A 19,358-nucleotide genomic window follows, 5' to 3' on the forward strand; every position below is an offset into this window, starting at 1 on the left:
CAAGTTCGGTTCACCGGCGAACAGCGCCCGCTGTGGCCGCATGTCGCGGTGGGCGGGAACCACGCTCGACCGCGACGGCGGTTCGTCCGGACTAGGAATCGATGACGCGCGTGCCCGTCGTCGCGGCGAGCACCGCGGCGGTGACCGGATCGGGCGTCTCGACCATCACCAGATGACCCGCACCGTCGACGACGATCGCGCGCGACGGTTTCAGCGTGCGGTTCAGCGTGGCACCGGCTTGTGCGCTCAGCACGCGATTGTGGCTGCCCCAGACCGTGGTGATCGGGGGAAAGTCCGCGGGCGGCACGAAGTTGTCCAGTTCGCCGAGGAGCGGAATCTCGCGCGAGATCGCGGCAGTGACCATCAGCCGACGGGGTTCGGTCCAGCTCTTGCGCAAATGCGCGACGATCTCCGCGGGCGCTTTCCCTGAACCGAGCTGTTCTGCCACGATCAGCCCGGCCACCGGGCCGGGAATGCGGACCCGTGCGAGCAGCGAGTCGATGTGCAGTTGCCGGCCGAGCCGGGCCGCCCATCCGGTTCGGGTCGGCCGCAAGGTGGCCGGGGTGAGCGGGCTGCTGATGACCAGCGACCGCACCCGGCCGGGATGACGCTGGGTGTAGAGCAGCGACAACGCGCTGCCGAAACAGTGGCCGACCAGCGTCACATCGCGCAGATCCCGCTCCTCGAAGAACGCGGTGACCATGGCCAGATAGTTCTCGACCGTGTACCCGTCGTCCGGGGCGTCGGAGTCGCCGTATCCGATGAGGTCGATCGCGACGACCCGATGGGTCTGCTTCAGTGCGTCGAATTGCGCACGCCAGATGTGACGGTCACCGCCGAGGTTGTGCAGGAAGACGATCGGTGGCCCCGCACCCGCCTCGTCATAGGCGATCGAGGTTCCGCGAAAGTCGAAATGGCGCATCCCCGGGCTTCCTTCCAGTGGCAGCCACGTGACCACGTCGTCGTGGTCAATCCACGGTAACGCCGACACCCTCGCTCGCACGGCGAAACTCCCGCTTCGCCTCGCCGGAACACCACACCACCAGCGCGATGATCAGCGCGAACGCGGCCAGCGCTGTCCCGGTACGGAGGAAATGGAAGAAATCCCAGCGCTCGAGGATGGCGGCGTAGTCGGCGGGCGCTCCGTCGACGGCCCAGGCGTTGATCTTGTGGTTGATCGGCACGTTGCCGAGCCGGGTGATGAGGAACGACCCGACGACCAGCACCGTGGCCGCCGCGGCGAGCACCCGGTCCCTGCCGGTCTGCACGACGGCCAGGGCGAGGCAGCTCAGCGCGGCGGCGGCCATGGTGAGTTGCATGCTGATGCTGTTGTTCTGCATGAGCTCGGTGTGGAATTCCAGGCGCATCTGCAACGGGACTCGATGAAAAGTCGGGACCAGATTCGCGGCACCGTAGCCGAACGCACCGGTGAGAAGGCCGGTGGTGAGCAGGGCGAGCGCGCGTATCGGAGCGTGTTTCATGCGGTAGAAACTAGCTCCCCATTGCTAACTCTGACAATAGTGTCAGAGTTAATCCAGGCAGAACTCGTTGCCCTCGGGATCGGTCATCACGATCCACCCGGCACTCATCGGCGGCTCGGGCTCGAAGCGCTCGACCCGCTTGCCACCCAGCGCGACCAGCCGCTCGCACTCCGCTTCCAGCGCCGCCATCCGCTCGTCCCCCTGCAACCCGGGTGCCGCCCGGACATCGAGATGAACCCGATTCTTCGCGACCTTGCCCTCCGGCACCTGCTGAAAGAACACCCGCGGGCCATGTCCTTCCGGATCCTCGATCGCCGACTTCGAATTGCGCTCCTGCGCAGGCACACCGATCCGCGCGAGAAACTGATCCCACACGACAAGCGGGTCGACCCCGGCAGGCACCTCGACTCCCGGCGGCCCCGGATGCACATATCCCAGCGCATCACGCCAGAAGGTCGACAGCGCGGCCGGATCGTGCGCGTCGAAGGTGATCTGAATGTGGCGGCTCATCAGTACTCCGTTCATGGCAGTTGGACACACGGCGTGACAGACCTTCGCGTCACCGTATGCCAGGGGTCCGACAATCTGCCGCTGTGATTGCCGGGGACGGTGATTCGCCGAGTCCGAATCTGGCGTGGACGGTCTTCATCCAGGCCGGGGCCCACCAGCAGTCGTCGCCGAGGAGTTTCATCGTCGCGGGGACGAGGAGCATGCGCAGGACGGTGGCGTCGATGATCAGGGCGGCGATCATGCCGTAGGCGACGTATTGCATCAGGACCAGGTCCGAGAAGGCGAAGGCGCCGGTGACCACGAGCAAGATCAGCGCCGCCGCGGTGATGATGCGGCCGGTGTGCGCGGTGCCGATCCGGACCGCCTCGGTGGTGGTCGCACCCTGGGCCCGCGCTTCGACCATGCGCGAGAGCAGGAAGACCTCGTAGTCGGTGGACAAGCCGTAGATGATCGCGATGATCATCACCAGCATGTTGGCCTGGATGGGTTGCGGGGTGAAGTTCAGCAGGCCCGCGCCGTGACCGTCGATGAAGATCCAGGTGAGGATGCCCAGCGTCGAGCCGAGGCCGAGAGCGCTCATGAGGGCGGCCTTGATCGGCAGGATCAGCGAACCGAAGGTCAGGAACATCAGCAGCGTGGTGACGAGCAGAACGAGGGCGATCATCCACGGCATGCGCTCGAGCAGCGCGTCGAGCGAGTCCTTCTGGATGGCGGGGACGCCGCCGACGAGCATCCGCACACCGTCGGGAAGTTCGATGCCACGCAGGTAGTCGATGGTGGCGTCGGCGGAGTCGGAGTCCGCGAGCGTGGTTTTGGTGCGGTACACGTCCGACTGCACCGGCGACCGCGACGGCAGTTCGAACTTCGCCGCCAGACCGGGGGCTTGGTTGGCCATCTTCAGGGCCGTGCCGATCGCGACGCTGTCACCGGAGACGAAGATCAGGTCGATCGGATCGGAGCGACGGCCGGGGAAGGTCGCGTCGATCTGTTCCTGGGCGACGCGAGTGCTGTTGTCCGGCGGCAGATACCGTTCGCTGAAGCCGCCGAAGGCGAGATTGCGAGCGGGCAGAATCAACAGCACCAGGATCACGCACAGCACGCCGGCGACCTTCACCGGATGCTTCATCACCCACTGGGTGCTGCGGCCCCAGAAACCGTTCTCCACTTCGTAGGCGGACTTCGTTCTCCTGAGCCGCCTGCTGCCCCACATATCCACGCGCGCACCGAGCATCGCGAGCATCGCGGGCAGCAACGTAATCGCGGTGAGCGCGGCCAGCGATACGGTCGCGATGGCGCCGTAGGCGATGGATTTCAGGAACCCCTGCGGGAACAGGAGCATGCCGCCCGCGCTGGCGATGATCATCGTCGCGGAGAACACCACGGTGCGTCCCGCCGTCGTCATGGTGCGCCGCACGGCTGCCGCGGTGTCGTGGCCCTCGGCGAGTTCTTCGCGGAAGCGACTCACGATGAACAGCCCGTAGTCGATCGCCAATCCGGCACCGATCATCGAAACAACCGGCGCGACAAAGGAATTCACCTCGGTGAAGTAGGTGAAGGTACGCACGATCCCGCTCGCGCCCATCATCGTCAGCCCGCCGACGATCAACGGCAGCGCAGCGGCGACCACCCCGCCGAAGATGAAGAACAGCAGCAGCGCGACCACCGGGAATGCGAGGAATTCCATCCGCCGGATGTCGTCGGACAGGGTGTCGTTGAGTGTTCCCGCTACCGGTTGCAGGCCGCCCACCTGCACATCGATACCGGGAATCGCGAAGGCGTCCTTCACCTTTCTGGTATTGCGCAGCATCTCGGTGTCGTTGTCGCCGACGATGGCGACGGCGGCGACCGCGCGGGTGCGATCCGGTGTGGCGAACAGGGAACCACTCGCCCGGCCCGTTTCGGTCTGCCAGTAGGCCCCGTTGACGCCGGCTATCGCGCCGGAATACGCACGCGGCAGGCTGTTGAGGTTGTCGACGATCTTACGACTGAACTCGGGATCGTCGACGGTCTTGCCGGGCGGCGCGGTGTACAGCACAACCACATCCACGTCGTGGTTGCGACCGAACGCACTGTCCGCCAACCGCGCCGCCAGCGCGGATTCCGATCCGGGATCGTCCATGCCCCCGGAGCTCAGCTGATCGTGCAGCCCCAGCCCGTACCCGCCGAGCGCGAGCAGTGCGGCCACGACGACGCCGAGCACGGCGAACCGGAATCGATAGACCAGATCGCCCCAGCGCGTGAACATCAGCTCGCCGCCCGTTCGTCGACTCCGAGTGCAATCTCCAAGAGGCCGCATCCTTTCAGTGGTCAGCCTGATGTGCCTCCCACCTAAAGTACCGCCACTTCGCGAGATCGCCCCTGATCTAGGACCGCGCGCGCTGATCGGCGCCGACCTCCCGCAACGCGGTGATCAGGAAGTTGTCGACCGCCTCGGTTCGTTCGAGGTGGACCAGATGGCCCGCGCCCGGAAGTTCCACTACCGCCCGGAGATCGGTGACGTTCGCGCGTAGCGTGGCGAGCGGGTCGCGGCCGCTGAAGCCCTCCATGTCGGGGTCGTTCTCGCCGTAGAGGAAGTAGGTCGGGACCTCGATCTTCGCGTCTGCGAAGGGCTCGGCGAGTTCCCAGTTGCGGTCCAGGTTGCGGTACCAGTTCAAGCCACCGGTGAAGCCGGTCCGTTCGAATTCTGCGGCGATGGTGTCGAATTCATTCTCGCTGAGCCACGTCCACGGCAGCGCGGGCGCCTGGGGAAGCACATCCAGGTAGCCGAGCCCCGGCGGATTCTTCCAGGTGTCGAGATAGTGGTAGTCGCCGGAGAGCGAGAAGTAGACGCGGGACAGGAATTCCCTCGGTCGCGCGGCGAGTTCGACGTCGGCGACACCGGGCTCCTGGAAGTAGGACAGGTGCAGGAAGTGGCGTTGGGCGGCCTTGGTCCAGAAGGCCGAGGGCGCGCGGGGCGGACGCGGCGAGTACGGATTGTTCAGCACCACGAGGGCTTCGACGCGCTCGGGAGCGCGCAGCGACAGTTCCCACACCAGTTGGGCGCCGAAATCGAGGCCGACGAACACGGCCTTCTCGGCGCCGATGTCGTCGAGCAGGCCGAGAAGGTCGCCGATCACGGCCGCATTGGTGTAAGCGGCGACATCGGCGGGCGCCTCGGTGCGGCCGTAACCGCGAAGGTCGGGCGCGATGGCCCGGAATCCGGCCTCGGCCACCGCCTCGATCTGGCGGTGCCAGATGTACCCGGTGTGCGGAAAGCCGTGACAGAACACGACCGGGTAGCCCTGCCCCTGCTCGGTGACATGCATCCTGATTCCGCCCGTGTCGAGGAATCTCTGCTCCACTACCGCCTCCAATTTCTAGAACGTGTTCTGATTTGACGGTAGTGTCCGGAGGTCATGAGCGGAACACCCAAGATTCTGGCCGGGCGCGTCGCGGTCGTCACCGGGGCCAGTCGCGGCATCGGCAAAGGCATCGCCCTGGAACTGGGCGCGGCCGGCGCGACCGTGTACGTCACCGGACGCACCACCGAGCCCGGGAAGCTACCCGGCACGGTGCACGACACCGCCGCGATGGTGACCGAACTCGGCGGGCACGGCGTGGCAGCGGTCTGCGATCACCGCGACGACGACGCGGTCGAGAAACTCTTCACCCGGATCCGCGAGGAGCAGGGTCGCCTCGACGTGCTGGTCAACAACGTCTACAACTCCCCCGCCGCCGCCCGCTGGCTGGGCCGCAAGTTCTGGGACGTGCCACCCAAGGCATGGGACGAGACCTTCGACATCGGCGTGCGATCACATTATGTGGCAAGCGTGTTCGCCGCTCCGCTGCTGATCGAGTCGGCCGGGCTCATCGTCAACGTCTCCTCCCCCGGCGCTCGGCGGTACATGCACAACGCCGTCTACGGCGTCGGCAAGACCGCACTGGATCGCCTCACCGCCGACCTCGCCCACGACCTGGGCGGCACCGGCGCGACCGCGGTCTCGATCTGGCCGGGGATCGTGGATACCGAGCTGCTGCAACTGGTCCCGGCCGACGAGCACGGCCACCGCCGGGTCACCCTGCCCGGTGAGGGCACCTTCGACCTCGACACCGCCGAGACGCCCCGTTTCCCCGGGCGCGCCGTGGTGGCCCTGGCCGCCGATCCGGGCCGGTCGACACGCACAGGGCAGTCCTGGAAAGTCGCCGACCTCGCCGAGGATTACGGGTTCACCGACGTCGACGGACGAATCCCGCGCGCCGACTGAATACACCGACTACCGCGATGAGCCACAACGCCGCGCGAGCTGATCGCCACTGATGCCGAGCGAATAACCCGCGCCGCGGTCAACTAAGATCAGCGACGGTAATTCTCGGCACCCGAACGAACAGGACTCCCATGGCGCGCAAAGTCGTTGTCACACTTGTCGATGATTTCGATGGCACGTCCGCTGCCGATGCGACTGTCACATTCGGAATCGATGGGGCAGCCTACGAAATCGACCTGTCCGACGCCAACGCGGCAGAGTTGCGTGAGGTGTTCGAACAGTGGGTTCCGTACGCGCGTCGCACCGGTCGGGCGAAGGCGGGCGCAGCACGTCGCCTCGGCTCGGCACCGGCGGCCGAATCCACTCGCCGCAACGATCTCACCGAGATCCGGGCGTGGGCTTCGCAGAACGGGCACACCGTGTCCAGCCGCGGCAGGATCTCGGCGGAAGTCATCTCGGCCTATGAGCAGGCATCGGCGTAAAGCTGCGGTTCGGCAACAGCACGGCGCGCATTCCCTCCGCGCGCCGTGCTGTTTTCGTCTAGTTGGGCAGCGGAATTTCGGCTTTGAATCGCTCCCCCGGCGGTAGACCGCGCAGCACCGCGCTGATCCAGGCCACTGCGGACGGCCAGCCCGCGACGGCGTTGACGAGGTGTTCGGGCAGCGGCATCGTGTAGAACCGCAGGTCCGCGCCCCGGTTCCAGTAGTCGTTCACCGTCGGCAGTACCGCCGATGTCGGGATCAGCTCGTCCCAGATTCCGTGCCACCAGAAGATGGGGCTGTCCGGAATATGGTGCCCCAGACTCTGATCCGCGAGAACTTCCATCACACCCGGCGCCGTTTCGAGTGACTTCCCCGGCTGGAAATAGGCACTGATCGGCCGGTACGCGCCTGTGGCGGCGATCGTGTAAACGCAGCGACCCCGCATATCCGCCACGATCGCCTGACCTTCGGGTGTCAGCAATTCCTTCGCGTCGAACTGTTCGGGGAATTCCCGCGACAACGCGGCGAAGCCGAGCCACATCGTGAAATTACTGGCGCCGGTAAGGCCCGGCTGCTGGGCGATCGCGTAACGGGCCTGGGCCCGTAGATCGGCTGGGAATCCACCCACCGCGGTGCCGAGCAACCGCACATCGGGGGCGTAACTCTCGCGGAGTTCGGCCGCGCGGATCGAACCCGAGCCTCCGCCGGAGTACCCGTAGAGCGCGATCCCGGAGTCCGTCAGGCCCAACGCCGAGTTCTTCATGGCGCGCAGACTGTCGAGCACCATTTTGCCCTCGTCATAGGTGTTGAAGGTATTGAACTTGCCGTCGAAGTCGGCGACGTTGATCGCGAACCCCTGCGCGAGCCAATAGACCGCCAGCGCGGCTTCTTTCATCGTGCCCGTCTGCAACGTGTAGGACGGGTTGCACGACGAATCGGTCGAGTCGATGGCCTCCTGGAACGACACCACCGGTCGCGGACTGCCCGACCACGGGATGCCGGGGATGATCACCGAGGTAGCGGTCACGATCGGGTTGTCGTGCACGTCGTTGCTCCGGAACAGCAGTTGTTCGGTGTGCACCGGGAAGGGCAGGCCGAGCAGGCGCGTCTGCACCGTTCGGGAGCGGACGATCTGGCCGGGCGCGTAGGAATTCAGATCCGCCGGATCGTCGTACCAGGGATCCTCAGCGGGCACCGGGATCGGCAGCATGTCGTAGAGCTGCGGTTCGGCGGGCAGCCGCGGGAGCTGGTTCTGGTCCGGTGGGAAGCTCGGATACGGGTCGCCGGAGGCGTTGCCGACGCTCGACATCGCCAGCCACACCGCCACCAAAGGCACTGCCGCCCACCTCGTTCCGAACACTCGTCCCCGATTCGGCCGACCGCGCCCACCCAGGCGACTCGGACGAACGGTGGCTGCCGCGCTGCGCTGCATGGCGTCTCCTCTACTAGGTGACGCTGATTACAGCACGCACACTTGTTTCTAACAAGAGTTCTTGTTCATTAATGTCCCAGCTACCCGCCGTTGACAAGTCACCAGTCGCGGCGACCGCTACGACGACGACAAGCCCGCAAGCCACTGGCCGAACGAATCACTGTGCGCGAGTGGGCAACAGGCATGCGGAGAACGGCTCGCGATAGAGTGCGCGGGGACGTTCGCAGGGGTGTAGCGCTTGATTCGGGGGAATATCGTGAACGAACTCTTGGCCTTGATCGGGGTGGGTGGGCTGATCCCGACGGTGATCGCCGCGGTGTCGGCGTGGTTCTCGACGACATTCAGCCGCCGGATCAACAAGCGGACCATCGAAGGCACCATGACCGGGGACGCCGTTCCCGTCGTCTCGACATCGACCGACCCGGCCGTTCCGGACACCGAACACACCCAGACGCCACGTCATCGAACGGAGGAATACCTTCGGCAGGTGCGCAGTGCGATGGCACAGAGCACGGCGTTCTTCTGGGCGTACATGATCAGCGGTTGCTGCGGAGTCGTGGTGGTTCTCGCCGCCGCGTCGATGGTCGCGTTCGGTAATCGGGATGCCGCCGCCGCGACCTCGATCATGGGTGCGGTGCCGGTCGGGATCACCGCGTTGTTCTACAAGCGTTCCACCGACCTCGACAAGATCGTGGGCGAGAATCTCACACGCCTCGGCAAAGCCGACGAGATCGCGGAAGCCAACCGCGCCGCGCACGACGTGGTCTCCCGGATGGGCGTCGGCACCGATCAGGATCGACTGCTGGCCATGATCGGTGTGCGACAGCTCTTTCCGACGGCCACGCCCGCGGAAGTCGCCGAACTACTTCGTACCGTGCCTGTCGAATCCGGACGGTGAGCTGCCGTATTGCGCGGTCTCCGGGCGCTCGATCAAGAGCACGTGCGCGACCGCGTCGGCGACCGGTCGGTGCCGAATCCCCTTGGGCACCACGAACAATTCGCCCGGGTGCAGGGTTACGGGGGCTCGGTCTTCCAGGTCGATGCGGAAGGTGCCGTCCCAGCAGAGGAAGAGTTCGTCTTCGTCATGGTGGTGCCAGGGGAATTCGCCCGCCAGCCGGGCCACGCGGACGACGGTGTCGTTGACCATTGCCAGCTCGTGTTGCCGGAAGGGGCCGGGCAGGGCGGCGATGGCCGCGGGGATCGATACGGAACCGGTGGTGCTAGAGGCTGTCATGGTGATCATCGTCGGGCCGTTCGGGGCGACGATCCAGCGCCAATCGGCCATAATTGGTTTGGTGATGGATCCAATCACGGTGACTGATCGGCTCGGTCGCTGGTCGGCGGGGCGTGGGCCGCTGTATGCCCTGCTCGCGGCGGGACTGCGTGGGCTGATCGATGACGGCGAACTCCCGCCGGGCACGCTGCTGCCGCCGGATCGCAAGCTGGCCGTCGCGTTGTCGGTCGGGCGGAGCACCGTGGTGGCGGCCTACGACCTGCTCCACGACGAAGGGCGAATCGTTCGACGGCAGGGCAGTGGCACGCGCGTCGCGGGGACACCGCGGGTCGATCCGCCGGAAACCACCAGTGAACCGATGTTTCTCGACCTGCTCGAACCGCGGTCCGATGTGATCTCGCTGGCTTGCGCGGCACCGGACCGGCCGCCTGTCGAATTGGCCGAGTCCTATGCGGCGATGCTGCCCGCGCTGGCCGCGACGACCGACGACATCGGCTACTACCCGTCCGGCCATCCGGTGCTTCGGGAGGCTGTCGCCGAGTACTACCGAGGGCGCGGTCTACCCACCGAGGCCGGGCAGATCCTCGTCACCACCGGTGGGCAACAAGCGCTTTCACTCCTCGCGCGGGCTCATCTGCGGCCCGGCGATCGAGTACTCGTGGAAGCTCCGACCTATCCCGGAGCGCTGGAAGCTTTCCGCGCGGAAGCGGCGGTCGTGTCCGGATTGCCGCCCGGACTGGACGGTTTCGCGGAGGCGATCCGCGAGCAGCGACCGACTCTCGCCTACGTGATCCCCACCTTCCAGAACCCGACCGGCTCGGTGCTGTCGCCGCTCCCACGGCGCAGACTCGCGGAAACAGCCGCAGCGGAAGGGATTACGCTCATCGATGACGAGGTACTCGCCGAGCTCGGCTTCCCCGGCCACGAAACGCCCCTACCATTGGCCGCGTTCGCAGACACCGTGATCACCATCGGTTCGCTGAGCAAAAGCGTCTGGGGCGGACTGCGAGTCGGCTGGATCCGCGCGGCTCCCCCTGTCGTCGCCAAGCTGGCCAGGCTTCGCGCGGTGCACGACCTGGGCGGCAACCTTCCCGCGCAGCTGGCCGCGGCCGAGCTACTCCCCCGCCTCGACAGCCTGCTGCGCGCACAAGCCGCCGAACGCGAACGTCGCCACGACCACCTGCGCGCCGAACTCGCCCGCCGAATCCCCGAATGGGACGTGCCGCCGGTCAAGGGCGGACAGACCCTGTGGATCCGGCTGCCACACGGCGACGGCGCCTCCTTCGCCCAAGCCGCACTGCGCCACCATGTTTCGATCCTCGCGGGCAGCGGCCTCGATCCGACCGGCGGCAGCGAACGCTACCTGCGGATCCATTTCCTGCATCCGCTGGACACCCTCACGGCCGCGGTCGACCGGCTCGCCGAAGCCTGGCGCACCTACCGCCCACCGAACAGACCCGCCGTCGCGACACCACCTTTGGCGATGTGAGGACCGCGGCCGCCCTCACCCCCGATCGCCCTCCGCCTCGACGTGCGCCCGGATCCAGGCGAGGTTGGCCCGCATCCCCTTCGCCCATTCGTCCAGCCGACGGGCGATGATCCGGCCCTCCAAATCCGGCGTCGCGGTGATCGCGAACGTCAATCCCGACGGCCCAGGGCCGACCCGAGCCCACTGCCGCAGCAGCGCTCCCTCGCGCGCCGGATCGACCTCGAATCCCCAAGTGGCACTGACCCCCTCCGCGCCGAGGACGTTCCACACCCAGCGGCGGCCCGGCTCGACCTCCACGATTTCGCACTCGGTTTCCCAGGTGCCCAAGGCGGGGTGGCTGTTGTACCCGCGGAACCGGGCGCCGATCTCCACCCGGTCGGCCGGGCCGATCCATTCGACGGCGGTGAGCTCGCCCGCGCAGCGCACCGGCAGCTCTATATCGGTGACCAGCGCCCACGCGGTGGCGGCATCGCAGGGGACCCGTTCGGTCACTTCGATCGTCGGACAGTCGCGGTAGCGCACGGGTGACTCTCTTTCGGTCCGGCAGACGAATATGTCAGAGCCCATAATTCATATCAGAGGAGGGGTTGACCTTGACGCTGCGTCAGGGTTGCACTCTGGTCGCATGACGAACGACAACACAGCTTCGACCAGGCTCGCCCCGCCGGTCGGCGGATTCACCGAGATCGACGGCAAGCGCATTTTCGTGCACCGGTCGGGCAGCGGCGGCCCGGCCGTGGTGTTCCTCCCTGGCGCGAGCGCGGTCGGACTCGATTATTTCGGTGTGCAGCAACAGGTTTCGCTGTTCACCACCGCCGTCGTGTACGACCGCGCCGGCACCGGCTACAGCGATTCGCTGCCCTTGCCTCGCACCGCCACGGCGGTCGCCACGGAACTGCGCGAGCTACTGCTCGCCGAGAACATCCCCGGCCCCTATGTGCTCGCGGCCCACTCCCTCGGCTGCCTGTACGCACACCGGTTCGCTCAGCTGTACCCGCAGGACGTGGCCGGACTGGTCTGGATGGACGGCTTGCATCGCGACTGGGACGAGTTCATGCCGCAGGCGATGCGGCTGGCCGCGGCGGCGGCACCTGCGCCTGATCTCGAACAGGTCGAACAGATGCGCACCGCTCTGCGCGGGCTGCGCGGCGAGTTGCTCGCGGACTACCCCGAGCACGTGCGCCTGCCCCTGATCGATGCCAGGTCGAGTGCCGAGTGGATCCGTGTGGGCTTCGCCGAGCGCAACGGCTTGACCGACGTGGCAGCCGAACTGCGTAGTGGGCCGAACCTTCCTGATGTTCCGCTGGTGGCGCTCACTGTGCTCGGCGCCGATCCCAGCCAGTCCGCTGCGGCGCTGTCCGAGATGCACGACGGCAGGCGGCGAATGGATGCCGCCGTGGTGAACGGGGTTTCGCGAGGGGAACAGCGCATCATCACCGACACCGTGCACCACCGACTCTGCTTCGACCGTCCCGATGCCGTGGTCGAGGCGATCCGCGATGTCGTCGACCAGGTGGCAGGCCCCTAGAATCGGCGCGGTGCTCACCATCGGCCAACTCGCGGCGACCGCCGGCGTGACCGTGCGCACCGTGCGCCACTACCACCAGGTCGGGCTGTTGCCCGAGCCCGAGCGCGACGCCTCCGGCTACCGGCGCTATGCGGCGCAGGCGGCGGTGGATCTCATCCGGATCAGGACCCTCGCCGACGCCGGTGTTCCGCTGTCAAGGATCGACGCGCTGCTCCATGCGCAACCGGCCGAATTCGCTGCGGCCATCGGCGATATCGACGAGCGATTGCAGCGCAAGATCGATCAACTCGCCGAGTACCGCCACCGGATCGCCGCACTGGCGAGCGGCGAAAGCCTCTTCCTCCCCACCGAAGTGGTCGCCATCCTGGACCGGATGCGCGGTCTCGGCGTCAGCGAACAACGGGTGCGCCTGGAGCGCGACGCCTGGATCCTTCTGCAAGCGTTGGACGCCGATGCTCTCCCACAGCGGGTCCGCGAGAAGAACGCCGAATTCGACGATCCCGAAACCACACGCCTGTACCTCGCGGTGGACCGATCAGTCGACTGGGACCCGCACGATCCGCGCCTCGACCGGCTCATCGACGACCTGGACGCCTGGGAGATCCGGCACAGGCGAGGCACCACCCGGTCGACCGAACTCGTCGCCTCGCGAATCTCCGAGTCCTCCCCTTCCTGGCAGCGCATCGTCGACGCCCTCACTCACCGCGCCGAACAGCGAGCCACCGAGCACGACAGCTGAGGTTCCTCAGGAGCGCCGCTGGGCAGCAACGTCGCTCGCGGTCCGGACGAATGCCTGTACCCGTGCGGTGAGTCCCGTGTTCAGCCAGCCCAGGCCGAATTGCAGTGGTGGGGCGTCGGTTACGGGGACGAAGGTGACGTCGGGGCGGACGTAGAACAGCGGGGCCTGTTCGGTTGTCAGGTACACGCCCTTGCCCGCGCCGACGAGGGCGAGGATCTCCTGGAAGGTCGCGGCGGTCGGGCCCGGTTCGATGGGGCGGCCGGACGGGGTTCGTTCGGGATGGTGGAACTGGTCGAAGTACGCGGGTAGTTCCGGCGGATTCCGGATCATCGCGACCTCGGCGAGGTCTTCCAGCGATAGCGAGGCCCTGCGGGCGAAATCGTGGCCGGACGGGACTGCGAGCATTTTGGCCTCGGAGATCAGCGGCGGGCCGATGGTCATATCGGGCTCGCGCATCGGAAAGCAGCACAGCATGGTGTCGACAGCACCGCTGCGCAACCGACTCGCACCGTCGCTGAGCTGCAATTCCGTGATCCGCACAGCGCATTCGGGATGCCGGGCCTCGAAGATCTCACCTATTTCCAGCAGATACCGCCCACCGGCCGACCCGAAATAGCCGACCCGCAAGGTGCCGTGGAGTCCGCGTCCGGCCAGTTCGGCATTGCGGACGCTGCGCCGAACCTGCTCGTAGGCGGGACGAAGTTCCTCGCACAACTGACGCCCGACCGGCGTCAGGACGACCTTGCGGCTGGTCCGCTCGAACAGCGCCACCCCGACCTGACGCTCGAGCCCCTTGATCGTCTTGCTGACATGGGCCGTGGAGACCCGCAGCCGCTCGGCGGTCCGGCCGAAATGCAGTTCCTCCGAGAGCGTCAGGAACGCCTCGATCTCGTTTCGCTCCACGGCCGCCTTCGATCATTGCTCACCGGTTAACGACCCTTGGGTAATTTGTCGTTGATCATCCCCGGCGAACACTTGATCATAGATCCGTCTACGAAAAACGTTCAGAGAGGTCGGTTCGACATGGCGGTAGTGTCCGTCCCACACATCAGGCACAGGGTCGTCGAGGTCGACGGAGTACGGGTCTTCTACCGGGAGACCGGACCGGCGGACGCACCGACACTGCTTCTCCTGCACGGCTTTCCCTCGGCATCGCATCAGTTCCGGCGGCTCATGGACGCACTCGGTGGGCGATTCCGGATGATCGCCCCTGACTACCCCGGTTTCGGGCACACCGAGGTCCCCGACGGTTTCGTCTACTCCTTCGACCGTCTCGCCGACATCGTCGAAGGCTTTGCCGACGCGGTGGGTCTGCGACGATTTGTGCTGTACACCTTCGACTTCGGCGGACCGGTCGGCTTGCGCCTTGCCGCCCGTCGGCCCGCGCAGATCGCAGGTCTGATCGTGCAGAACGCGAACGCCTACGACGAAGGCCTGTCCGACATGGCGCGCGCGATGACCGCGAACAAGCCGGGACAGCCGGGCGCCGAGGACAACGTTCGACAGATCCTCGAACTGCCCGTCACCCGCGGCCAGTACGAGGGCGGCACCACCGATCTCGAGCTCATCGCTCCCGACGGCTGGACTCTGGACCAGCATTTCCTCGACCTCCCGGGCCGCAAGGACGCCCAGGTGCTCTTCGCCCTCGATTACCACACCAATGTGGCGCTCTACCCGGTCTGGCAGCAGTGGTTGCGCGAGCACCGGCCGCCGACGCTGGTGCTGTGGGGTCGCAACGACGCCTTCTTCCCCGAGGCAGGCGCCCATGCCTACCGCCGCGACCTCCCCGATGCCGCGGTCCACGTTTTCGACACCGGACATTTCGCGCTCGAAGAGAATCTGCCCGAAATCGCGCCGATAATCTGCGATTTCATCGACACATTGCCGAATAGCTACTGAACCCGCGCCTTTCGTCTCAGCGCAGGACCAGGTCGCGGAGCGCGGCCGCGACAGCGTCGGGGTCCTCCTCGGCCATGAAGTGACCCGCGTCGACGGTGCGGTGGTCGAGATCCGGTGCCCAACTCGACCACAGTGCCGCCGCCTCGAATCCGAGTGCGGCGCCCCAGTCCTGCTGCATGACCGTCACGGGCATGGACAGCCGGGTGCCTGCCGCGCGGTCGGCGCGGTCGTGGTCGATATCGATGGTCGCCGAGGCGCGGTAGTCGGCCACGATCGAAGGGACGGCTTCGCGGCAGGCATCCAGATACGCGGCGCGCACGGGCGCGGGGATCGCGGCCGGGTCCTTGGTCCACTGGTCGAGGAAGTAGGCGAAGAACGCGTCGGCGCCGGCGGCGATCATCTGTTCTGGCAGGCCCGGCGGCTGCGCCATCAGGTACAGGTGGAATCCGACGGCGGCGGTCGCGCCGTGCAGCACGTCCCACATATCGAGGGTGGGTAACACATCCAGGCATGCGAGGTGGGTGATCGTCGCGGGGTGGTCGAGTCCGGCCCGGAAGGCCACCAGCGCGCCGCGGTCGTGGCCGGCGAGCGCGAAGCGTTCATGTCCGAAAGCCGCTGCCACGGTGACGATGTCTGCGGCCATCCGGCGCTTGGAGTAGGTCTCGGGTCCGGTTGCGGCGGGTTTGTCGCTGTCGCCGTAGCCGCGCAGGTCCGGGACTATCACCGTGTGGTCGGCGGCCAGGTCGGTGGCGACGTGACGCCACATCAGGTGGGTCTGTGGGAAGCCGTGCAGCAGCACGATCGGGGTTCCCGAGCCCGCGACGGCCACGTTGAGTGCGACATCGTCGGCGGCCGGGACGCGGTGGTAGTCGAATCCGGGAATGGTGCGGGTCATCGTGTGGGCTCTCCTCGGTCGAAGGCTGGTCCGCGGGGTCTGTGCGGATCGAGTTCGAGCGTGCGGTGTCGCGATGAGCAGCCGATGAACGCGCACTACATTGGCCTGATGCGGTTTCAGGTGCTCGGTCCCGTCACCGTGCACGACGACCTGGGTGGACCGGTCGCGCTGCGCGGTCCGCGCTACCGCGAGGTGCTCGCACGGCTGATCCTGGCCAACCGGCGCGTGGTTCCGGTCGGTCGGCTGGTCGATGATCTGTGGGACGAGCCGCCCGTGGACGCGGTGGGCGCGGTGCGCACCTTCGTCGCCGGACTGCGGCGGGCGCTCGAGCCCGACCGCCCGCCTCGCACGCCGGCGCGCCTGCTGGTCACCGAGGGGCTCGGTTACGCGCTGCGGGCCGAACCCGATGCCGTCGATGCGTGGCGATTCGACGATGCGATTCGGGTGTCATCGACTCTCCCTGCGGGACAAGCCTTCTCACTGCTCACGGAGGCGCTGGGCTGGTGGCGGGGACCGGCCTATACCGACTTCGCCGATGCGGGGTGGGCACAGGCCGAACGATCGCGGCTCACCGAGCAGCGACTGCTGGCGGTCGAACGCCGTGCCGAAGCGCAGTTGGCACTGGGTGCCGCCGCGGCAGCGGTTCCCGACCTCGACGCGCACGTCGCCGAGCATCCGTGGCGTGAGGACGCGTGGGGACTGCTGGCCACCGCCCTGTACCGCTCGGGTCGTCAGGCCGACGCACTCGCCGTCCTCGCCAGGGCACGGCGGATGCTGGCCGAGGATCTCGGCATAGACCCCGGTCCGGCATTGCGCCGCCTCGAACACGACCTGCTGCGCCAGGCAGCACACCTCGACCCGGTCGCGGCCGATCCCACCGTGCGGGTCTGGGAACAGGCGCGTGCCGCGTACGACAGCGCGGTCCCGCCACGCACCGGGACGCGGCTGGAATCGACCGCCGGACTGATGCGCGACCTCGCGGTCACTGGCGGCGGCGGGTTGGCAGCGGCACGCGCACACCGGCTTTCAGCTGTCGTCGCCGCCGACGAGCTCGGAGACGCCGAATTGACCGCGCGGGTGATCGGCATCTACGACGTTCCCGCGATCTGGACCCGCTCGGACGACCCCGCGCAGGACCGACGGCTCGTGGACATCGCCGAGAAGACACTCCTGCGGCTGCCCGCCCACGACGAGGCCGACCGAGCGAGACTGCTCGCGACCATCGCCGTCGAATCGCGCGGCGCCCTGCCGGTGGACGATCCGACCGAGGCCGGGCTGCGCCCGCTGCGTGCCGCCCGCCGAGCCGAGGAAATCGCCCGGCGGCTGCACGACCCCGCGCTGCTGGCCTTCGCGCTCAACGGTGTATTCATGCAGAGCTTCCAGCGGGCCGGACTCGCGCAGCGACGCGAAGCCCTCGGCACCGAGATCGTCGCGGTAGCGGCAACCAGCAAGCTCGCCACCTACGAGGTGCTCGGCCACCTCATCCTCGTCCAAACCCGCTGCGCCTGTGCCGATTACACGGGCGCCGACCAGCACGCCGACGCCGCCGACGCGCTCGCGCAACGCTACGAACTGCCGCTCGTGAAGGTGTTCACCACCTGGTACCGCGCCTTACGTACCAGTGCCACAACAGATCTCGCGACGGCGGAGGCGGCCTACGAGGCAGCAGCCGCCACCCTCACCGGAGCAGGCATGCCAGGACTCGAGCACGGCATATTGCCGCTGGCCCAACTGAGTCTGTATCTGCGCCATCACAACACCGGCAAGATCGCGGCGATCGCTCCCGACACGGACTGGGGACCCTACAAATCCTGGGTCGAGCCCACCCTGCTCGTCGCGCGAGGCGAACTCGCCGGGGCGCGAGAGGCCCTACACAACCTCACGTCCCCGCCGCGCGACCTGCTGTTCGAAGCGCTATGGGCCATCGTGGCACACGCCGCCACCGCCGTCGACGATGTCGAGGCCATGCACCGAGCCAGAATCCACCTGTCCCCCGCGGCGGCCGAAACCACCGCCCAGAGCGGACTTCTCAGCGTAGGCCCGGTTCGCACCCATCTCGACGACATCGACACCGCGATGTCGCTCTGACGCGCTCGCAGCCACCTGCACACCGATCAGGTGAAGAATGAACTTCGCACCGGGCCTGGCGATTTCATCGGCGTGCGAGGCCCGATCAACCAGTTGTCGCAAGTGTTCGCGACGAAAGTCGTCACGGCGGCGTCGAGGTCCGATGGGGTTGCACCGTCACCGGAATCAGGAGTGCCGTCGGCCGAAACGATTTCCTCGGCGATCTCGGCTTCCGATCGGGAGTCCGCGGCCACCGGTTCGAGGCCGTTGTCGCCGAGTCGCTGTCTCGCGGCCCAGGGTTCGACGACGGTTTGGTGCAGCAGACCGCTGACATCCGCGGCCACCGCGGGCGGCTGGGTCCAGCACGTGGCGTGTTCGTAGAGGATCTGGCCGGGGGCGCGCTCGTGCAGGGTGGCGATGAGGTCGTCGGCGACAGTGCGCAAGTCGTAGGCGACGACGACGGTGTCGGTGGCACCCGGTTCGTACTCTTCGGTGGGCAGGCCGAGCACGCGGGCAGCCGACAGGCCGAGAATACGATCGGCCCGGCCTGGCAACAGAGAAACCGAGCGCGGCTGCCGGCTCGCCGCGGACAACACCAGGGCCAGCCGATCGAGGCTGTAGCGGCACAGCTGCGGGTTGTCGCCCAGATAGGCCCAGCGGCCGGTCATTCCGGCGTCGAATCCGTACGGCGACAAGGTAGCCAGGTAGCCACCGGTCAAGGTGAACTGCCACCCGCGCAGATCCTGGTGATCCAGTGCGGTCACGGCGCCGGCTCGACCGGCGCGCGCGAGCATGCGCCCCACGCGCTCATAGGCGAATTTCCAGTCGTCGTCCGGCACGGGCAGCCGGGCGAACTCCGCGAGCGCCCGGGGCAGATCCGCGGACAGGATCGAGTTGTAGACCAGCAGATAGCGCTCCGGCCACGGCTGCAGGTCCGATTCGTGCCGGACGAGGACTTCGACAGCTTCGGCGTGCCGGTGTTCGTCTTCGAAGGCGGTGACCAGCTCGGCGAGCGCCTGGCGCGAGGTAGGGGCCAGCTCCAGCGCATGGCTGAGCACCGGGATCGCGGCGAACGAGATGCCGTACTCGACGCATTCGTACCCGAGCACGGTCAGCGCCCGCGGGTCGGCCGGGTCGTCGAGCACCGCACCGGCGGCGGCAGCCAGATCCCCGAACTCCGCCGCGGCGGCCAGCTCGGCCAGCACCGTCGCGAGCTCACGCAGCGGCACTCGCTCGGCGACGAAACGCACGGCACGGACCGACCCGGCCAGATCCCCCTCGGCGAGTAGCTGCCGGGCTTGTTCCAATTCGATAGTCATCGCCCCCATCGTGGGCGAGAAACCTCCGGGCGGCAAATG

The 19,358-nt window shown here is 67.3% G+C and carries 19 protein-coding genes; 8 read left to right on the top strand and 11 right to left on the bottom strand.

Going from position 1 to position 19,358, the window contains the following annotated elements; all coding sequences use genetic code 11:
• Window positions 1–91: 91 nt before the first annotated feature.
• The 5 genes from ACFWPX_RS29275 to ACFWPX_RS29295 form a co-directional block, all read right to left on the bottom strand.
• Entirely contained in the window at window positions 92–922 is an 831-nt protein-coding gene (locus tag ACFWPX_RS29275; RefSeq protein WP_378930814.1) for an alpha/beta fold hydrolase, read from the bottom strand.
• Between the two features lie 46 nt (window positions 923–968).
• Window positions 969–1,481 carry a DUF1772 domain-containing protein gene (locus ACFWPX_RS29280; RefSeq protein ID WP_378930816.1) on the bottom strand — a complete coding sequence of 171 codons (513 nt, stop codon included), beginning with the start codon at window positions 1,479–1,481 and terminating at the stop codon, window positions 969–971.
• 48 nt (window positions 1,482–1,529) lie between these two features.
• Complete coding sequence (locus ACFWPX_RS29285) at window positions 1,530–1,991, bottom strand: VOC family protein (RefSeq protein ID WP_378917226.1); 462 nt, start codon at window positions 1,989–1,991, stop codon at window positions 1,530–1,532.
• A 49-nt stretch (window positions 1,992–2,040) separates the two neighbouring features.
• Window positions 2,041–4,236, bottom strand: a complete 2,196-nt coding sequence (locus ACFWPX_RS29290) for an MMPL family transporter (RefSeq protein ID WP_378930818.1) — start codon at window positions 4,234–4,236, stop codon at window positions 2,041–2,043.
• Window positions 4,237–4,354: 118 nt separating this feature from the next.
• Window positions 4,355–5,296, bottom strand: a complete 942-nt coding sequence (locus ACFWPX_RS29295; protein WP_378930887.1) for an alpha/beta fold hydrolase — start codon at window positions 5,294–5,296, stop codon at window positions 4,355–4,357.
• A 90-nt stretch (window positions 5,297–5,386) separates the two neighbouring features.
• On the opposite strand from ACFWPX_RS29295, the gene ACFWPX_RS29300 reads away from it, so the two are divergent.
• Both ACFWPX_RS29300 and ACFWPX_RS29305 read left to right on the top strand, forming a co-directional pair.
• Complete coding sequence (locus ACFWPX_RS29300; protein ID WP_378917228.1) at window positions 5,387–6,235, top strand: SDR family NAD(P)-dependent oxidoreductase; 849 nt, start codon at window positions 5,387–5,389, stop codon at window positions 6,233–6,235.
• A gap of 131 nt (window positions 6,236–6,366) precedes the next feature.
• Window positions 6,367–6,717, top strand: coding sequence for an Lsr2 family protein (locus tag ACFWPX_RS29305; RefSeq protein WP_056822989.1), 351 nt, complete (start codon window positions 6,367–6,369; stop codon window positions 6,715–6,717).
• Between the two features lie 58 nt (window positions 6,718–6,775).
• On the opposite strand, the gene ACFWPX_RS29310 is transcribed toward ACFWPX_RS29305, so the two are convergent.
• On the bottom strand, window positions 6,776–8,026 hold the full coding sequence (locus tag ACFWPX_RS29310) for a lipase family protein (protein WP_378930889.1): 1,251 nt from the start codon (window positions 8,024–8,026) through the stop codon (window positions 6,776–6,778).
• A 379-nt stretch (window positions 8,027–8,405) separates the two neighbouring features.
• Here ACFWPX_RS29310 and ACFWPX_RS29315 point away from each other — a divergent pair, with 379 nt between their 5' ends.
• On the top strand, window positions 8,406–9,047 hold the full coding sequence (locus ACFWPX_RS29315) for a hypothetical protein (RefSeq protein ID WP_378930820.1): 642 nt from the start codon (window positions 8,406–8,408) through the stop codon (window positions 9,045–9,047).
• Here the strand turns inward: ACFWPX_RS29315 and ACFWPX_RS29320 are convergent.
• Window positions 9,012–9,383 (bottom strand): cupin domain-containing protein, encoded by a 372-nt coding sequence (locus ACFWPX_RS29320; protein ID WP_378930822.1) that lies wholly within the window; start codon window positions 9,381–9,383, stop codon window positions 9,012–9,014. The genes ACFWPX_RS29315 and ACFWPX_RS29320 overlap by 36 nt on opposite strands.
• A gap of 64 nt (window positions 9,384–9,447) precedes the next feature.
• Between ACFWPX_RS29320 and ACFWPX_RS29325 the strand changes: the two genes are divergently transcribed.
• The gene (locus ACFWPX_RS29325) at window positions 9,448–10,872 is read left to right on the top strand and encodes a PLP-dependent aminotransferase family protein (protein WP_378930891.1); all 1,425 of its coding nucleotides are present in this window, start codon (window positions 9,448–9,450) and stop codon (window positions 10,870–10,872) included.
• A 15-nt stretch (window positions 10,873–10,887) separates the two neighbouring features.
• Here the strand turns inward: ACFWPX_RS29325 and ACFWPX_RS29330 are convergent, their stop codons facing one another.
• Window positions 10,888–11,394, bottom strand: coding sequence for an SRPBCC family protein (locus ACFWPX_RS29330; protein ID WP_378917237.1), 507 nt, complete (start codon window positions 11,392–11,394; stop codon window positions 10,888–10,890).
• A gap of 103 nt (window positions 11,395–11,497) precedes the next feature.
• Between ACFWPX_RS29330 and ACFWPX_RS29335 the strand changes: the two genes are divergently transcribed.
• Window positions 11,498–12,400, top strand: coding sequence for an alpha/beta fold hydrolase (locus ACFWPX_RS29335; RefSeq protein WP_378930824.1), 903 nt, complete (start codon window positions 11,498–11,500; stop codon window positions 12,398–12,400).
• 10 nt (window positions 12,401–12,410) lie between these two features.
• A complete protein-coding gene (locus tag ACFWPX_RS29340; RefSeq protein WP_378930826.1) occupies window positions 12,411–13,139 on the top strand; it encodes a MerR family transcriptional regulator in 729 nt (242 codons plus the stop codon).
• Between the two features lie 6 nt (window positions 13,140–13,145).
• Here the strand turns inward: ACFWPX_RS29340 and ACFWPX_RS29345 are convergent, their stop codons facing one another.
• Window positions 13,146–14,042: a LysR family transcriptional regulator gene (locus ACFWPX_RS29345; protein ID WP_378917243.1), complete on the bottom strand. Its 897-nt coding sequence runs from the start codon at window positions 14,040–14,042 to the stop codon at window positions 13,146–13,148.
• A 120-nt stretch (window positions 14,043–14,162) separates the two neighbouring features.
• Here ACFWPX_RS29345 and ACFWPX_RS29350 point away from each other — a divergent pair, with 120 nt between their 5' ends.
• Complete coding sequence (locus ACFWPX_RS29350; RefSeq protein ID WP_378930828.1) at window positions 14,163–15,038, top strand: alpha/beta fold hydrolase; 876 nt, start codon at window positions 14,163–14,165, stop codon at window positions 15,036–15,038.
• 16 nt (window positions 15,039–15,054) lie between these two features.
• On the opposite strand, the gene ACFWPX_RS29355 is transcribed toward ACFWPX_RS29350, so the two are convergent.
• Complete coding sequence (locus tag ACFWPX_RS29355) at window positions 15,055–15,933, bottom strand: alpha/beta fold hydrolase (RefSeq protein WP_378930831.1); 879 nt, start codon at window positions 15,931–15,933, stop codon at window positions 15,055–15,057.
• Window positions 15,934–16,041: 108 nt separating this feature from the next.
• Between ACFWPX_RS29355 and ACFWPX_RS29360 the strand changes: the two genes are divergently transcribed.
• Complete coding sequence (locus ACFWPX_RS29360; RefSeq protein ID WP_378930833.1) at window positions 16,042–18,021, top strand: BTAD domain-containing putative transcriptional regulator; 1,980 nt, start codon at window positions 16,042–16,044, stop codon at window positions 18,019–18,021.
• A gap of 26 nt (window positions 18,022–18,047) precedes the next feature.
• Here the strand turns inward: ACFWPX_RS29360 and ACFWPX_RS29365 are convergent, their stop codons facing one another.
• The gene (locus ACFWPX_RS29365; RefSeq protein WP_378930835.1) at window positions 18,048–19,319 is read right to left on the bottom strand and encodes a hypothetical protein; all 1,272 of its coding nucleotides are present in this window, start codon (window positions 19,317–19,319) and stop codon (window positions 18,048–18,050) included.
• Window positions 19,320–19,358 lie beyond the last annotated feature (39 nt).

The sequence above is a fragment of the Nocardia sp. NPDC058518 genome, assembly GCF_042719655.1.
GTDB lineage: Bacteria > Actinomycetota > Actinomycetes > Mycobacteriales > Mycobacteriaceae > Nocardia.